This window comes from Dactylosporangium sp. NPDC005555 (assembly GCF_040605635.1).
Classification (GTDB): Bacteria; Actinomycetota; Actinomycetes; order Mycobacteriales; family Micromonosporaceae; genus Dactylosporangium.
In genome coordinates this window covers 41,551-57,338 of record NZ_JBEXDG010000064.1, presented here as the reverse complement: position 1 = coordinate 57,338, position 15,788 = coordinate 41,551, and the positions used below count along the sequence as shown (strand labels likewise).

12 protein-coding genes and 1 tRNA gene are annotated in these 15,788 nt (G+C 67.3%); 7 read left to right on the top strand and 6 right to left on the bottom strand.

Annotated features, from left to right (window positions below):
* Positions 1 to 580 precede the first annotated feature (580 nt).
* Positions 581 to 4,852, top strand: a complete 4,272-nt coding sequence (locus tag ABZS58_RS42655) for an AAA domain-containing protein (RefSeq protein WP_354789686.1) — start codon at positions 581 to 583, stop codon at positions 4,850 to 4,852.
* Positions 4,845 to 5,663: a hypothetical protein gene (locus ABZS58_RS42650; RefSeq protein WP_354789684.1), complete on the top strand. Its 819-nt coding sequence runs from the start codon at positions 4,845 to 4,847 to the stop codon at positions 5,661 to 5,663. The genes ABZS58_RS42655 and ABZS58_RS42650 overlap by 8 nt, the downstream gene beginning before the upstream one ends.
* Positions 5,664 to 7,116: 1,453 nt before the next feature.
* On the opposite strand, the gene ABZS58_RS42645 is transcribed toward ABZS58_RS42650, so the two are convergent.
* Both ABZS58_RS42645 and ABZS58_RS42640 read right to left on the bottom strand, forming a co-directional pair.
* Complete coding sequence (locus ABZS58_RS42645) at positions 7,117 to 7,872, bottom strand: hypothetical protein (RefSeq protein ID WP_354789683.1); 756 nt, start codon at positions 7,870 to 7,872, stop codon at positions 7,117 to 7,119.
* 540 nt (positions 7,873 to 8,412) lie between these two features.
* Positions 8,413 to 8,486 (bottom strand) — tRNA-Pro (locus ABZS58_RS42640).
* A 95-nt stretch (positions 8,487 to 8,581) separates the two neighbouring features.
* On the opposite strand from ABZS58_RS42640, the gene ABZS58_RS42635 reads away from it, so the two are divergent.
* Both ABZS58_RS42635 and ABZS58_RS42630 read left to right on the top strand, forming a co-directional pair.
* Positions 8,582 to 8,986, top strand: coding sequence for a VOC family protein (locus ABZS58_RS42635; protein ID WP_354789681.1), 405 nt, complete (start codon positions 8,582 to 8,584; stop codon positions 8,984 to 8,986).
* A gap of 97 nt (positions 8,987 to 9,083) precedes the next feature.
* Positions 9,084 to 9,536 carry a response regulator gene (locus ABZS58_RS42630; RefSeq protein ID WP_354789680.1) on the top strand — a complete coding sequence of 151 codons (453 nt, stop codon included), beginning with the start codon at positions 9,084 to 9,086 and terminating at the stop codon, positions 9,534 to 9,536.
* Positions 9,537 to 9,701: 165 nt separating this feature from the next.
* Here the strand turns inward: ABZS58_RS42630 and der are convergent, their stop codons facing one another.
* The 3 genes from der to ABZS58_RS42615 all read right to left on the bottom strand — a co-directional run bounded on the left by der (position 9,702) and on the right by ABZS58_RS42615 (position 12,385).
* Complete coding sequence (gene der, locus ABZS58_RS42625; RefSeq protein WP_354789678.1) at positions 9,702 to 11,087, bottom strand: ribosome biogenesis GTPase Der; 1,386 nt, start codon at positions 11,085 to 11,087, stop codon at positions 9,702 to 9,704.
* A gap of 38 nt (positions 11,088 to 11,125) precedes the next feature.
* Positions 11,126 to 11,797, bottom strand: a complete 672-nt coding sequence (gene cmk, locus ABZS58_RS42620; protein WP_354789677.1) for a (d)CMP kinase — start codon at positions 11,795 to 11,797, stop codon at positions 11,126 to 11,128.
* A gap of 75 nt (positions 11,798 to 11,872) precedes the next feature.
* On the bottom strand, positions 11,873 to 12,385 hold the full coding sequence (locus ABZS58_RS42615; RefSeq protein ID WP_354789675.1) for a MarR family winged helix-turn-helix transcriptional regulator: 513 nt from the start codon (positions 12,383 to 12,385) through the stop codon (positions 11,873 to 11,875).
* 89 nt (positions 12,386 to 12,474) lie between these two features.
* Between ABZS58_RS42615 and ABZS58_RS42610 the strand changes: the two genes are divergently transcribed.
* Positions 12,475 to 13,035, top strand: a complete 561-nt coding sequence (locus ABZS58_RS42610; RefSeq protein WP_354789673.1) for an NAD(P)H-dependent oxidoreductase — start codon at positions 12,475 to 12,477, stop codon at positions 13,033 to 13,035.
* Here the strand turns inward: ABZS58_RS42610 and ABZS58_RS42605 are convergent, their stop codons facing one another.
* Complete coding sequence (locus ABZS58_RS42605; protein WP_354789672.1) at positions 13,036 to 14,010, bottom strand: WYL domain-containing protein; 975 nt, start codon at positions 14,008 to 14,010, stop codon at positions 13,036 to 13,038.
* Positions 14,011 to 14,073: 63 nt separating this feature from the next.
* Here ABZS58_RS42605 and ABZS58_RS42600 point away from each other — a divergent pair, with 63 nt between their 5' ends.
* Positions 14,074 to 15,009: an ATP-binding cassette domain-containing protein gene (locus ABZS58_RS42600; protein ID WP_354789670.1), complete on the top strand. Its 936-nt coding sequence runs from the start codon at positions 14,074 to 14,076 to the stop codon at positions 15,007 to 15,009.
* Entirely contained in the window at positions 15,006 to 15,785 is a 780-nt protein-coding gene (locus ABZS58_RS42595; RefSeq protein WP_354789668.1) for an ABC transporter permease, read from the top strand. Before ABZS58_RS42600 ends, ABZS58_RS42595 begins: the two co-directional genes overlap by 4 nt.
* Positions 15,786 to 15,788 lie beyond the last annotated feature (3 nt).

Sequence of the window (15,788 nt, the reverse complement as noted above, 5' to 3'; positions counted from 1 at the left end):
GACATTGATCATCGCACCGGCAGCACGGTACACAGTGGATGATCCGTCACCGCGAAGGGGACCAACTTCAATCAACCAAAGTGGGCCAGATCCAGATCCAGTTTTCACGCGTCGTCGACACCAGACGGATTCACCCGACCGAGGGCGCGGCGCAGCTCAGCTAGGCACCTCCCCCTCCACTCCCCCGCCGCACGGCCCGATTGCCAATCTCCTTGCCGATACGGTCGCCCCGCGCTCGCCGAGCGGCATCCATCCGAGGCGGGCTACCGTTCGTAGGGGCGAGGGTCGATGTGCGACAACGGCGCACCGCAGACCAACATTCATTCACGTTCGTCGCTATTGCTCTCCACGTCGAACCACGTGCATTCTGTGGTGTTGGGCGATGTGAGGGGGACCATTGTCGGAGTCAGTCTCACCGAGGGATCCGCGGGCCGTTCGACTGACGCGCGCCCTAGTCTCATATCTACAGTCGCTGATCCGTGATGGGCGACCGGTTCGGGATTCGATCCGGAAGAGCCATACTGCGTGCTGGCTCGAGGAGTTCAGCGAACACGTCACAAAGTCGGAGAATCCGGTCCTGGTGCGTGTTGGAGATCCAGGGCCACCAGCCCTTCAGCCGACTCCGTCAGCCGCGCTGCGTCCGTGGTTAGACCCAGACGCCGGGTCAAATACGGACACGCCGCCGCGGCTGATCGGCGTCATACCTGGCGGCGACACCGACGTTTCCCGAAGCCTGTCGACGACATCGATCACCGCGCTGTTCGAGGAGTATCTCGGACGATGGCAGGACTGGGCCGAGCAGGAGCGCTTCCGAGCGAAAGTCGCCGAGCAGCACAGCTTCCTGGAGGACCTACGTCGTGCGGCGGCGCAGCGGGCGGACACGCACGAATTGATTGTCGGCGTCGGCCTCATCGCAGCCGAGGACGCGGGCAGGTCACCGATCTACCGGCACCTGCTGACCGTTGACGTCGGCATTGAGCACGATCCGGACGCCGACGCGCTGCAGGTTGTGATGACCGACGAGGTGCAGCTGCGGTTGGAGGACCGCAAATTCCTAGAGGCCTCGGACGGCTTCTCGTTCAACCGCAGCGCACCGGCCCTTGCGGAACCCCACCGGCTTCGCTTCCACCCGTTCTCGCCAGCAGCCGCAGCTTGGTTGGAGGAGTGGAAGCGCCACAGCTGGACCGGACCTTTGGACATCACCGCCGCGGAATGGGCAGCTCCGGATGATACCGGCGCGTCGCGCCTGACGCTGTCGCCGGCCTTGCTCCTACGCGAACGCGACCGCAGCAGTGTTGCGGAGTTCTACCAGCACATCGCCGATCAGCTCGACCGGCCGGACGCGGCGGCTCCGCTGGGCCTGGCGCAGTTGGTGCTGCCGCTGGAGCCCGCAGACCGGGTGCGTTGGCTGCGTCGCTCCACGAACCCCGCGACGACCGACGGTATCCAGCCACTGTTCCCGCTGGCGGCGAACCGCGAGCAGCAGGAGATTCTCAACCATCTACGAGGCGACAACGGTGTCGTCGTGCAGGGGCCGCCCGGCACGGGCAAAACCCACACCATCGCCAACCTCACCGCCGCGCTCCTCGCCGACGGGCAGCGAGTGCTGATCACCAGCGAGAAGGAACGGGCACTGCACGTGCTGCGCGACAAGTTGCCGCCAGGTTTGCGTGAGTTGTGCGTGTTCATGTCCGGCTTGCAGCGGCGTGGCGCGCAGCAGCTTGAGGACAGCATCAACGACCTGTCAGAGCTGGTCGCCACGGTTGACCCGGTCCGATTGGATGAGGAGATCGTGGCCCTGGATCAGCAACGTCAAGCGGTCATCGAGGACCTCGAGGAGGCACGACAGCAGCTACTCTTCTCGCGCTCGCAGGAGCATTTCGTTCATCGCGACGTCGCCGTGGGCTATGAGGGGTCGCTCCGCGACCTTGTCAGAGCCGTTGAAGACGATCGAGCCAGTTTCGCATGGATCACGGCGTCGCAGCAGCCGCTCGCAGCGACGGCCCCGTTGACCGATGACGAGGCTGTCGACTTGGTGTCCCTGCTCCGTACGGCAACGCCGCAGCGCGCAGAGCGCGCAATCCAGGAACTTCCCGATCTGCGCAGTGTGCCGAGTCCGATGGCGATCACCGCAGCGATCGGCGAGGTGACCGCTGCTGAACGTCTCTTCGAGCCCGATCATGGCCACCTGCGACCGGCGTTCATGGTCTTGGAGCACCCCGCTCGAGCCGAACTCGAACGGCTGGTGGAGGTGGCGATCACCGCGCTGAACGAATGCGGACTGGGCGAGCGGGCGCGTGATTGGGGTGTCGGGGACTGGCAGAGCGCGGCGGTTGAGGCGCTGCTGGACCGGCGTACCGCGCCCCACTGGGTGCCGCTGTTGGAGGACACCGTCGACCTGTACCGCTTCGAACACCTGACCGTGAATCGGGACGGGTCCACCGTCGACCTGGACACCGCCGCGACGACCAGCCTGCAGCGGCTGCTCGGCCAGGCCCGGCGGTTGCGACGGCATTTCGCGCGTGGCGGCCGCCTCCGACGCTACTGGCCCCCGCAAGCGCAGATCGACGCCATGGACCTGCTCGAGTCGTGCACGGTCGACGGTGCCGCGCCCGCCTCGGTGGCCGAGGTGAACCTCATCATCGGCCTGTTGGAGGCGGAGATCGCCGTTGCGGACGTCGCGAACGGCTGGGCACAGCTCGGACATCCGCTCGTCCGCGGTCCGCTGCGCCACCGCCTGCGCCAGCTGTGCGACCGCATCCCGGCCATCACGGCGATTCGCGCGTTCATCACCACCCGCGACATGTTCGAACAGAAGCTACGCCGCCACGATATCCGCTACCAGATCAGTACGCCCCACGCGTGGGACGACATCGTCATGCTGGTCCGTGCCGGTGCCAGTATCGCCCGGGCCAAGCGCGCCATCATCTACCTCGAGCAGGTCGGCACGACACTGGCCGACTGGGCCGAGGCACCTCGTGCCGCACCGGAAGTGACGCACCTCGCTGCGGCGGTGCGCGACCGCGACGCGGACCGGTTCGGCCGGCTGCGACGGGAGCTGGACCAGGCCAGCGCCGACCAGCGTGCCCAACTCTCCTGCGATGTCCTACTCGACCGGCTACGTTCGGCCCACCCGGAGCTGGCTGAACGCATCACCGCCACCGTCGACGACCCGATCTGGGACACCCGGGTGACACGATTCGGCGCGGCCTGGGCGTGGGCACGAGCAGCGGACTACTGCACCAAGCTGGACGCGACCGACCCCGAGACAACCGACGAGGATCGCGTCGAGGAGCACGAACTGCGACTACGCAACATCACCACAGACTTCGCCGCCAAGGTCGCACTGCGACACTGTGCCACTCGGCTCAGCGCACCCCAACGGCGCGCTCTACAGTCCTACAAGGGCATTATCAACGACCTCGGCCGCGGCGGAGGCAAGCAGCACCAGAACCAACGGCATCTGGCCGACGCCCGTGATGCCATACAGGAAGCCGCTCCCGCGATCCCAGCGTGGATCATGCCGATCGACGCGGTCGCCCGAACGATCCCCGCCATCGCGGACTCGTTCGACGTCGTCATCGTCGACGAAGCCAGCCAAGCCACCATCAAGTCACTGTTCCTCCTGTGGCTGGCACCCCGAGTCATCATCGTCGGCGACGAGAACCAGTGCCAGCCCGGCAACATCGAGGAGCACGACAGCGTTCAGGATCTTGTCGACCACTACCTGGGGGAGCTACCGGCCCACGCGCGAGCCGCGTTCAAACCCACCTCGAACCTGTACCGATTGATGGCCGGCCTCTTCCCGCACGTGGTCAAGCTTTCCCAGCACTTCCGCTGCATGCCCGAGATCATCGGCTGGTCCTCCGGACAGTTCTACAAGGAACGACTCGTACCGCTGCGGCAGTTCGGCGCGGACCGTCTCGAGCCGCTGAAGGTCGTCCGGGTACCTAACGGCAAACAGACCGGTGATGGTCAGTACGCCAAGAACAGAGCCGAAGCCGAGGCCATCTTCGAAACTGTCGAGAAGATGGTCAACGACCCGGACTACGCCGAGCGCAGCATCGGCGTCATCGCCCTGCAAGGCACCGGTCAGATCTCCGTCCTCGAGGCCGAGATGCGCCGGCGGCTCGACGACCGCACCATCAACCGCCACGACATACGCGTCGGGCAACCCCAAGACTTCCAAGGCGACGAGCGGGACGTGATCCTGCTGTCGATGGTGGTCGACCGTGCCCGCAAGGCGATCACCAGCAGACGTGAAGGACACCGCTACAACGTCGCGGCGAGCCGCGCGAAGGACCAGATGTGGCTGTTCCTGTCATTCGATGAACCCTCCACGCATGATGAGGATCTTCGACGCTCGCTGCTCACCTACATGAAGTACCCACCGGCGGCGCTGACGATCGACCCGATCCTGGACCATGTCCCAGCCGACCGGCGTCGACCACCGTTTCGCTCGCTGCTACAGCAACAGGTGTTCCTCGAGCTGCGCGCATGCGGATACGCGGTCATCCCGCAGTACGAGATCAGCAAGGACCAGGTCATCGATCTGCTCGTCGTCGGTGATCAGAGGAAGCTCGCGATCGAATGCGACACCCCCGAATGTCCGATCACCTCCGAGCACCTCGAACAGCGCTTGCGCTGGGAAGGCGAGCTGCGTCGATCCGGCTGGCAGTTCCACCGCATGCGGCACAGTCTGTGGGCCAGCAACCAAGCCGCCGCGCTCGAACCGCTTTGGCAACGCCTGCAACAACTGCGCATCGAACCACGTTCATTGCCCGCCACCGGATCCCAGCAGGTTCGCTGGACCCCCGTACCACTGTCCGACGACGGAGAAGCCGATGCTTGAAAACGCCGACCACAACACACTCGACGAAATCGCTCGGATCGCCTGTGGCGGTGGCGACCTGCCTATCTATCGCAGCGCCCCAGATCTGGAGAAGCTTCTGCAGCAGGCTGGGTGGAGCAACGTACCCCGCTTCCACGGGGAGTCCCGCCGCCGCTGGCTTACCGAACAACTCCGTGCCCGCCGCAACCAACCTGACGCCATCGACAGCATCGTGCGCCGCCTCGCCGACCGGCGTGAATACGTCCACCGCAACGAACCACTCGCCGCCGCCGAAGTCACCGAACTGCTCAACACCGTCCTCGTCGTAGAAGGCTTGGAAGTCACCCACACTCTCGGCAAGCCGACTATCCGCAAGTACGCCGATACGCAGCAGAACCAGGAATCACCGGACGTCATGCTGCACGTCAACATGACCGATCTCATTCGCGACCCGGAACTTGCAGCGGTCCTGGAGCACCGACTCGCCGAGGCCCGCACCTGCGACCGGAACGGGGCTTACACCAGCGCCATCATCATGCTCGGCAGCCTCCTCGAAGGCGTCCTGCTCGACGCGCTCAAGGCGCGAGTCCCCAACCCCACCAAACCACTGGACAAGTGGATGCTCAACGACCTGATTGAACTTGCCCACCGCGAACACTGGATCCAAGCCGACGCCTACCGCTTCGCCGCAACCGTGCGCCACTATCGCAACCTCGTCCACCCCAACGCACAGGTGACACTCGGCGACCTTCCTGACCAGGACACCATTAAGATGTGCTGGCCCGTCATCAACGCCGCGCTCAACGACCTGGCCGTGTCCGCTGTGTCATAGCAGAACATCAACCCTTCCAAAAGCCACCACGCGGTCTCGGCAGACGGGGCCAGTTCGGAACGGTGGCTACACGCGCGTGCCGGTGAAGCGGCGTGTGGCGTCCACTGCGTCACGCAGTTCGGCGGGTCTGAACGGCTTGGGCACCAACTGGTCTCCGTCGCCGAGCACGTCGGCGGCCTCGGCTGGGCTCACAGATCCGGTCGCCAACACCACCGGAATATCGGGTGGTGCGCGAGACCGATTTCATGGCACAAAAATACCTCGTTGACAATAAACAGGTCACAGAAGGCGATGAATTTGTGACTAAAGGTTGAGCCAATATAAACTTTCGTCCTGAATCGGTCCAACCCTCTGCGCAACTAGCGCCCAATCGCATGTACCGATCATGCAGTCCGTGAAGAATCCTTAGGCCGCCAAGAGTAGACCACTTCAGGGAGATGTAGATGAGCAGCGCACCACCGGGTGCTGGACCACCGCCACCGCCGCCACCACCACCAGAGTCGATGCGTAGGATCGCTCAGAGATGGTTTGGGCAATTAGATTCAGCACATCAAGCTGCGCTAGTTGGAACGGTACTGCTCGCGGTCTTCACTTGCGGCGGAACAGTAATTGCTGCAATTGTTACCGGCGGTTTCGGCATGCTCACATCTAGCGGAAGTTCGTCTGCTACTGGCGCAACGCCGACTATTGCGATTAGTTCTACACCAACTCCCGTAGGTGGATCATCGCAGAGCACAACTGCTGGGTCACCTTCGATTTCCGTTTCGGCCAGCAAAAGCGGATCTCCGTCGGCCTCTCCGTTCAGCAATGGAGATTCAACCGGCGGCCAGGGTTCAGTGCTAGGCGTTGGCGTTGTCACGATAGATGAGACCGGCGGACTTGGAGTTCAGGCGATCATAAGTGTGACGGTTGTTCAGGCGCCAACATTCGGCAGAAACGTTCTACTAGTTCAATATCAAACCAGTGGTGCAACCCGTTATAAGCACGCAGGCGACGTCCCAGCTAGGCCAGGAACGTATCCCATTTCGGTCGACATAAGTACGTCGAAAACGTGCAGTGTCCGATTCTTTGCTGTATACAATTTTCCGGCCGAAATCTCGAACCTTCCAAGCGGCTCCGACACCGGTGTATCGTCCATTCCTCCAAGTGCGAAGCGGGTGGCTGAATGGCAGTCCCATACTCGTAGAGATAAGCCGAATCAGACCTGCTGACGAGGCCTTCGGCGACACGGCTCGTCCCAGCTTTGGTCGTCCGCACCTCGCAGATCCTATGCGCTTGCACGTGCGGGCGTGTTTGTATCTCGCTTCTCCGAAGCCGGGACGCGGTAGCTCAGGTAGGACCGAGTTCGGCTTGATCGGCTGCGCGCTCATGGCCGCAATCCGCTCGCTACGTAGCACCTGCCACGTTCGGCGGTCCGGGCGCCGGGCGTTCATGCCCGGAGTGAGGACGCGGTTCAGGTCGATCGATCCACGCGAGGTATGACCGGATCGATGGGCTGTGCTGGGCTGTTCTCGGCCTCGTACCAGTCGGCGACGTTGAAGACGCTGTGGCAGCGACTGCAGGTCGCGTCGCCGAACAGGTACGTCAACCCGCCGGCGAGGATCGGATCGCCACCGGCGGCGGTGTCGTGCATCCATCGACGGAAACCGTGCAGGGCCGCAGGTTCCACCGGACGCAACGGGGTCCGCAGAATGTCGCCCTCGTCGTGATCGCGGATCGCCGCATAGCGGCCGTAGTCACCAATCACGATCATCAGCGGCGTCGCACAGTGCGGGCAGAGAATCCGGTAGTGCTCGTCGGTGAAGTCCAGGCTGATCGTCGCCCAGAACGTGTAGCCGGCGAACGCACACGCCGCCTGGAACGACCGCAACAGCTGACCGCCAGACATGCCCGCCAGCCGGGGCGCGGCCAGCCGGTGCAGGGTGGCGAGGGCGGCCGGGTCCGCCCGTACGAGATCGTCGTCCCTGTGATGCCGATGCAGCGTCATCACGATCGCTGCGGCGAGGTCGATCGCCTGCGCACGGTGTTCCGCGGCACCGGACTGCGCTAAGGAGCTCAACCGCGGCAGTGCGGCGAACCCGGCCGAGAACCAGCACTCCCCCTCAACGATGAGCAGCCTGTCGAGGCGCTCCCACACCTCGGCGCTCGGCTCCCGCTCCGCCCGATCCAGCAGCGCCGCGACCTCGACACCCGGGTCCCGCAGCCGCAACCAATCGATCACGGCTACGAGTAAACACGACCCAAGACGACCGGCGCCGCCACGTACTACCTCGCGGAAGGACAACGCGCACGCGTCCGCACGGCCGATCGTGGCTCAACGCTGACCGACCCTGGAGGCCTCAGCGCGACGAACCCTCCGTTCAGCCGCACTCGTGGCTGCACGCTCGGCCGACTGCAGAGAGATCACCGTACGGACGTTCGTGTCACAGATGTGTCGTGATCATCCACAGTAGACACTCGAGTTGAGCGGGACTCAACCGTCCGGGTCAAGGTGTCGACCGCGTGCCGCCACGACAGCTGGCATTGACGTAATGCCTGCCCAACCGCAGTTCCATGCCGATCGCCGGCAGGCCATCACAGACCCCTTGACTCCGTCCGACGCAACGGAAGGAGGCCATCAAGCACTCTGCGCAGCCGCCTACGACACAAACCGTACGGCCGTACGGGCAAAAACGCGTGTCGGACCCCTTGACTACATATCCGTCAGGTCCAATAGAAAAGGCCAGCCAAGCTGGCCTTTGTCACCCGGTCGGGACGGCGGGATTCGAACCCACGACCCCTTGACCCCCAGTCAAGTGCGCTACCAAGCTGCGCTACGTCCCGTGCAACCGGACGTCGTCCGGAGCAGCCGCTACAGACTAGCGCATCCCCTCACCACGTCGCGCAGGAGTATCCCCTGTCTCAACTAGGGTGTTGGGATGAGGCTTGATCTTGTGACGATCGTGGTGGAGGAGTACGGGCCGGCGATCGGGTTCTTCACCGAGGCGCTGGGGTTCGAGCTGGCCGAGGATGTGCCGGCGACCACGAACGACGGGGCGCCGAAGCGGTGGGTCGTGGTGCGGCCGCCGGGTGGGGGCACCGGCCTGTTGCTCGCGAAGGCCGACGGGGAGCGGCAGCGGGAGGCCGTCGGGGACCAGGTCAAGGGCAGGGTCGGCTTCTTCCTCAAAGTGGATGACTTCGCGGCGGCCGTACGGCGGATGGAAGCCAGCGGTGTCGAGTTCGTCGGGGTGCCGAGGTCCGAGCCGTACGGCCAGGTCGTCGTCTTCGTCGACATCGCCGGCAACAAGTGGGATCTGCTGGGGCCGCCGGTGGAGGATCAGTGATCTACCGCACACAACCGTCCGGCAACGGGTCCGCCGCCGGGGCGCAGCCGGACAGCGTGAACCTGGGGGTCCCAGCAAGGTAGCAGGAGGTACCCCCATGGACACGGCCATCACGTCCGAGCGGCAGACAGCCCGGATTCTCGTCGTCGACGACGACCCTGATCTGCGGGGCATGGTGGCGTACAAACTGGTGAAGGCGGGCTTCGAGGTCATCGAGACGGACAACGGGGTGGCGGCGGTCGACGCGGCGGTCGCCTGCCTGCCCAACCTGGTGATCCTCGACATCATGATGCCGGGGCGGGACGGGCTGAGCGTGTGCGAGCAGCTGCGCGACGACCCGGAGACCGCGGGGATCCCGGTGATGCTGCTGTCCCCGCTGTCACAGCCGGACGTCGTCCGCAGCGGCGTGCTGGCGGGCGCGGTGCACCACATGGTCAAACCGTTCAGCCCGGACGCGCTGTTGCGCGGTGTCCAGTCGCTGCTGCGGGTGCACCCGACGCCGATCGATCCGAACACCGGCTATGACCTGGGCCGCAGCTATCAGTGGTGACCCGGCAGGAGTCGGCAGCAGCACAGGTGCGTGACCGGTGCGCGGCTCACGTGGGCGGCGCACCGGTCGATGTCGCGGGCATGGGACTGACAGTGTTCGCAGTGCTCGTCGTCATCGCGGTCCTGACCGAAGCGCTGCTGCCGCACAGGAAGCGGGACGTGAGCGCTACTTCTTCCCGCGAGGGCTGTTCTTCTTGCGGGGCTTCACGCTGATGTGGATCGGCGTGCCGAGGAAGTCGAACTCCTCGCGGAGCTTGCGCTCGACGAACCGCACGTAGCCCGGGTCGAGCGCGCCCGTCGTGAAGAGCACGAACTTCGGCGGCGACACGCCGGCCTGGGTGGCGAACAGCACGCGCGGGGCGCGCCCGCCGCGGACCGGGTGCGGGGTCTGCTGCACCAGCGCGGTCAGCCACTGGTTGAGCTGGCCCGTCGGCACGCGCCGCTCCCAGTTCTCCAGGGCGGTGTTCAGCGCGGGGGCGAGCTTGTCGACGGCCCGGCCGGTGAGCGCGGACACGTTGACCTTGATCGCCCACGGGATCCGGCGCAGCTCCCGCTCGATCTCCTTGCCGAGCAGGTGGCGGCGGTCCTCGTCGACGAGGTCCCACTTGTTGAAGGCGACGACGAGCGCCCGGCCGGACTCGATCACCATCGTGATGATCCGCTGGTCCTGCTCGGAGATCACCTCGCTGGCGTCGAGCAGCACGATCGCGACCTCTGATGCCTCGATCGCCGCGTTGGTACGCAGTGAGGCGTAATACTCGGTGCCGCTGGCGTGCGAGACGCGCTTGCGCAGGCCCGCGGTGTCCACCAGGTGCCAGGTCTCGCCGCCGAAGACGACGAGGCTGTCGACCGGGTCGACGGTGGTGCCGGCGACGGAGTCGACGACCGCCCGCTCCTCCTTGGCCAGCTTGTTGAGCAGGCTGGATTTGCCGACGTTGGGCCGGCCGACGAGCGCGATGCGGCGCGGCCCGGCCTCGCGCGGGACAGCGGGCTTGGCGAGAGGCAGCGCCTCCAGGATCTTGTCGAGCAGGTCGCCGGCGCCGCGGCCGTGCAGGGCCGAGATGGGGAACGGCTCGCCGAGGCCGAGGCCCCAGAGGCTGGAGATCTCGCCCTCGATGCGGGCGTTGTCGACCTTGTTGGCGACGAGGATCACGGGCCGGCCGCTGCGGCGCAGCATCTTGACCGCGGCCTCGTCGTCGGCGGTCGGCGGGATGGTGGCGTCGACCACGAACAGGACCACATCGGCGGTCTGCGTGGCGATCTCGGCCTGGGTCGCGATGGCCCTGGCCCGCTCCTTGGCGTCGGGCAGCCAGCCGCCGGTGTCCACGACGGTGAAGTGCCGCCCGGTCCACTCGGCGTCATAGGCGACCCGGTCCCGGGTGACGCCGGCGACGTCCTCGACGACCGCCTGCCGGCGGCCCAGAATCCGGTTGACGAGGGTCGACTTGCCGACGTTGGGTCGGCCGACGACAGCGACGATCGGCACACTCAGCTCGACGTCATCGACAACGTCGACGTCGACCTCGGCACCTGTGGATGCCTCAGCGCTCACGGGGGTCCTTTGTTCACGGCCGGGGGGCCGGCGCTCGCCTATGCGGTGACCTTGTCCAGCATGCGCTGGAGGCGCTCGACCACCTCGTCGATCCCGAGCGCGGTGGTGTCGAGCACAACGGCGTCGTCGGCTTGGCGAAGCGGATCGGCGGCGCGCGTCGAGTCAAGTCTGTCACGCCGGGCCAGGTCGGCTGCGGTCGCGGCCTGGTTGGCGGCGTTCTCGGTGCTCCGGCGCCTGGCCCGCTCGTCCGCGGAGGCGGTCAGGTAGACCTTCAGGTCGGCGTCTGGGGCGACGACGGTGCCGATGTCGCGGCCCTCGACCACGATCCGCCCGGCGGCCGCGATGATGTCCCGCTGGAGCGCGACGAGCAGCGCCCGCACGGCGGGGACGGCGGAGACGGCGGAGACGGCCTGGGTGACCTCGGCGCCGCGGATCTCCCGGTCGACGCCGACGCCGTCGACGCTGATGTGCGGCGCGGCCGGGTCGGTGCCGACGGTGAGCTCGGCCGCGACCGCGACGGCGTGGATCTTCTCGGCGTCGGTCAGGTCGACGTTGTCGCGCAGCACGGCCCAGGTCACCGCCCGGTACATGGCGCCGGTGTCGAGGTAGCGGGCGTCGAGGGCATGCGCCACCCGGCGGGAGATCGTGGACTTGCCGGACCCGGAGGGCCCGTCGACGGCAACCACCAACTGGCCGCGCTCTCCTGCCACGCCCGCTCCTTCGCACTGACGAAACCCCGATGACGCCTGCTGTTCGACACTACTTGACCCGCAGGTGGCCCTACCTCACGGGAGGACGTCGTCGCAGGAAGATGGCACGTCGCACGGCGCACAGGGCCCGTCCGTGGAGAGCAGGTGCCGGGTCACCGTGTCGTTGAGCTCGATGAGGGCATCGACGTGCCCGGGTCCGAGGGCATCGAAGAACCAGTGCCGCACGTGCTCGACGTGCCGGGGCGCCGCGCTGGTGATCGCTTCCCAGCCGGCGTCGGTGAGCACGACGAACGCGCCGCGGGGGTCGTCGGCGCAGGGCTCGCGGGCGACGAGGCCGCGGGCGGTCATCCTGGTGATCTGGTGCGTGAGCCGGGTCTTCTCCCAGTCGGCGGCGACGCGGAGCTGGAAGACGCGCAGCCGGCCGCCGGGTGCCTCCGACAGGCTCACGAGCACGGCGTAGTCGGCGCTGGACAGGCCCGTCTCCTGCTGCAGCTGGCGGGCGATGCGACCCCTGACCGCGGCGTTGACGGCGAGGAATCCGCGCCAGGCGCGCTGCTCCCGCTCGTCGAGCCAGTTGGGATCCGTCACACCGGAAGTCTACGCCCGTGGGTGACACATCACCGTTGGTCCGAGCTAGGGTGTCGGTGACACGTCACCCATGACGAAAAGGTTGTGCAATGACCAAGATCGGAATCATCCTCGGCAGCACCCGGCCCGGCCGGAACGGCGAGGCGGTCGCCAAGTGGGTCTACGACATCGCGAGCCGCCGCTCGGACGCCGAGTTCGAGCTGGTGGACCTGCTCGACTACAACCTGCCGCACCTGGATGAGGCCGTCCCGGCGTCCATGGGGCAGTACGCCAACGAGCACACCCAGCAGTGGGCCGCGAAGATCGCCGAGCTGGACGGCTTCGTGTTCGTGACGCCGGAGTACAACCACTCCACCAGCGGCGCGTTGAAGAACGCGATCGACTTCGTCTACGGCGAGTGGAACAACAAGGCCGCGGGCTTCGTCAGCTACGGCTCGGCCGGCGGCACCCGCGCGGTGGAGCACCTGCGGCTGATCATGGGCGAGCTCCAGGTCGCCGACGTGCGGGCGCAGGTGGCGCTGTCGCTGTTCGCCGACTTCGAGAACTTCTCGACGTTCAAGCCGGGCCCGCAGCACGAGGGCACCCTCGGCGTGGTGCTCGACCAGACGGTCAGCTGGACGAAGGCCCTCGAAACGGTCCGCAAGAAGTAACTACGAAACGGCGGCCGCCCGTGCGAAGCGGGCGGCCAGCGCCGCGGTCGCCGAGCGCAGTTCCGGCGGGCCGATCACCTCGACCTCCGCGTCGAACATCCCGAACCACGCCGCGAGCCCGGTCCACGACCAGGATCCGGCGCTGACCCGGCACCGGCCGGGCCCCACCTCCTCCACGATCGCCTGGCCACGGGTCCATTCGGTGATCGCCGCCGCCGGCGCGTGCAGGATCGCCTCGCCGCGGCACGGCAGCGGGTCGTGCCCCTCGAAGCGCTGCGCCACGAACGCCGCGACGTCCGCCGCCGGCAGCGGCCGGGGCGTGAAGCGCGGACCGGTGGGCGTGCGCAGGGTCATGCGGTCCACGCGGTACGTGCGCCAGTCCTCCCGATCGAGGTCGAAGCCGACCAGGTACCACCGGCCGCCCCACGTCACCACGTGGCACGGCTCGACCCGGCGGCGGTCGCCGGTGAGCCCGGCCGCGATCTCCCGGACACCCGCGTAGTCGAAGCGCAGCACCTCCCGCGCCCGCACCGCCTGCCCGATCGCGAGCAGGACCCCGGTGTCGACCCGCGACGGCTGCCAGCCCGCCTTCGCCACCCTCGTCACCTGCAACGCGTCGACCCGCTGGCGGAGCCTGGCCGGCATCACCTGCCGTACCGTCGCCAATGCCCGCAACGCGGCCTCCTCGACGCCTTCGACGGACATCGTCGCCGTCTGCAGCGCGACCGCCACGGCGACCGCCTGGTCGTCGTCGAACAGCAGCGGCGGCAGCTCCGAGCCGGCGTCGAGGCGGTAGCCGCCGTCGGGGCCGCGGGTGGCCTGCACCGGATAGCCGAGGTCGCGCAGCCGGTCGACGTCGCGGCGGACCGTGCGCGGGCTCACCTCGAGCCGGTCGGCGAGGGTCTGGCCCGGCCAGTCGCGGCGGGCCTGCAGCAGCGACAGCAGTGCCAGGAGGCGGGCCGAGGTCTCCAACATCTGTCCAGTATCGCCACCGATTGAGGACAGAGGCTGTCCGGATCTGCTGGCAATGTCCCCGGCATGATTCACACGAGAGCGCTGACGAAGGACTTCGTCGTCAACCGCAAGACCACGGTGCACGCGGTCCGCGGCATCAGCCTGGACATCGGCCCGGGCGAGCTCGTGGCGGTGCTCGGCCCGAACGGCGCCGGCAAGACCACCACCCTGCGGATGCTCACCACCCTGATCCCGCCCACCAGCGGCACCGCCACGGTCGCAGGCCACGACGTGTCCGCTGATGCCGCGTCGGTACGACGCCAGATCGGCTACGTGGGGCAGGGCAACGGTGCCGGCCACATCCACCGGGTCGGCGACGAGCTGCGGACCCAGGGCCGCATCTACGGCCTGGACCGGCGCGCGGCCACCCGGCGCTGCGACGAGCTCCTCGACGCGCTCGACCTCACCGAGCTGCGCGACCGGAAGGTGTCGGACCTGTCCGGCGGGCAGCGGCGGCGCCTCGACGTCGCGATCGGCCTGGTCCACGCGCCGAAGCTGCTCTTCCTCGACGAGCCGTCGACCGGGCTCGACCCGCAGAACCGCGCGAACCTGTGGCAGCACATCCTGCGCATGCGCGAGGAGCACCGGATGACGATCGTGCTCACCACGCACTACCTCGACGAGGCCGACACCATGGCCGAACGGGTCGTCGTCGTCGACCACGGCGAGGTCATCGCCGACGACACGGCATCGGCGCTGAAGGCGGAACTGGCCGGCGACCGGCTGATCCTGACCGGCGATCTGCCGCTGATCACCAAGGCCGCCGGCGCGCTCCCCGGTGCGCGCGACATCTCCGAGATCTCGGACACAGTGCAGCTCCGCGTCAACGACGGGCCGGCCGCGCTGCCCGAGCTCATCGCCGCGGTTCCCGGCGCCGTGCGGACCGCCGAGCTGCGACGACCGACGCTCGACGACGTCTTCCTGTCCCTGACCGGCCGCAACCTCCGGGAGAACGCATGACCACCCTCGCCACCCTCGCCGTCCGCGACGTCGGCATCGTCGCGGGCCGGGAGCTCCGCCCGCTGCTGCGCTCCCCCTTCTCGCTGATCTTCGGCATGATCCAGCCGCTGGTGTTCCTGGCGCTGTTCGGGCCGCTGCTCGCCGGTTCGCTGCAGGGCCAGCAGGGCGGCCTCGGCGGTGACGTGTGGCAGTGGTTCGTGCCGGCGATCCTCGTCATGACGACCCTGTTCGGCACGTCGACCGTCGGGGCGAACCTGCTCAGCGAGTTCGTCACCGGCGCGCACGAGCGGATGCTCGTCACGCCCCTGGCCCGGCACGCGCTGCTCGTCGGCCGGGCACTGAAGGAGATGGTGCCCCTGGCCGGGCAGGCGCTCGTCATCGTCCTGGTCATGCTGCCGTTCGGCTTCGAGCTGCACCCGGCCGGCGCGCTGCTCGGCCTGGTGCTGCTCACCGTCTTCGGGGTCGGGCTCGGCTCGCTCAGCTACGCCCTGGCGGTCGCGGTCCGGCGCAACGACTGGATGTTCTGGGTCGTGCACCAGACGCTGCTGTTCCCCCTGATGATCCTGTCCGGCATGCTGCTGCCCCTGGAGACAGGGCCGGGCTGGATGCGCGCCGTCGCGCACTTCAACCCGCTGGCGCACATGGTCACCGCCGAGCGTCTGCTCTTCGCCGGCACCGTCAGCGACCGCGCCGTCCTGTGGGGCTTCCTCGCCGCGGGCGCGACGGCGATCGTGGGACTCGCCGTCGGCATCCGGGCGATGCGCCGCTCGACCTGACCG

What these genes read in the sequence shown, in the direction of transcription:
- ABZS58_RS42600 (WP_354789670.1), top strand. Translation starts at nt 14,074, where the DNA reads ATGATTCACACGAGAGCGCTGACGAAGGACTTCGTCGTCAACCGCAAG.
- ABZS58_RS42605 (WP_354789672.1), bottom strand. Translation starts at nt 14,010, where the DNA reads ATGTTGGAGACCTCGGCCCGCCTCCTGGCACTGCTGTCGCTGCTGCAG.
- ABZS58_RS42595 (WP_354789668.1), top strand. Translation starts at nt 15,006, where the DNA reads ATGACCACCCTCGCCACCCTCGCCGTCCGCGACGTCGGCATCGTCGCG.
- ABZS58_RS42650 (WP_354789684.1), top strand. Translation starts at nt 4,845, where the DNA reads ATGCTTGAAAACGCCGACCACAACACACTCGACGAAATCGCTCGGATC.
- ABZS58_RS42635 (WP_354789681.1), top strand. Translation starts at nt 8,582, where the DNA reads ATGAGGCTTGATCTTGTGACGATCGTGGTGGAGGAGTACGGGCCGGCG.
- ABZS58_RS42630 (WP_354789680.1), top strand. Translation starts at nt 9,084, where the DNA reads ATGGACACGGCCATCACGTCCGAGCGGCAGACAGCCCGGATTCTCGTC.
- ABZS58_RS42610 (WP_354789673.1), top strand. Translation starts at nt 12,475, where the DNA reads ATGACCAAGATCGGAATCATCCTCGGCAGCACCCGGCCCGGCCGGAAC.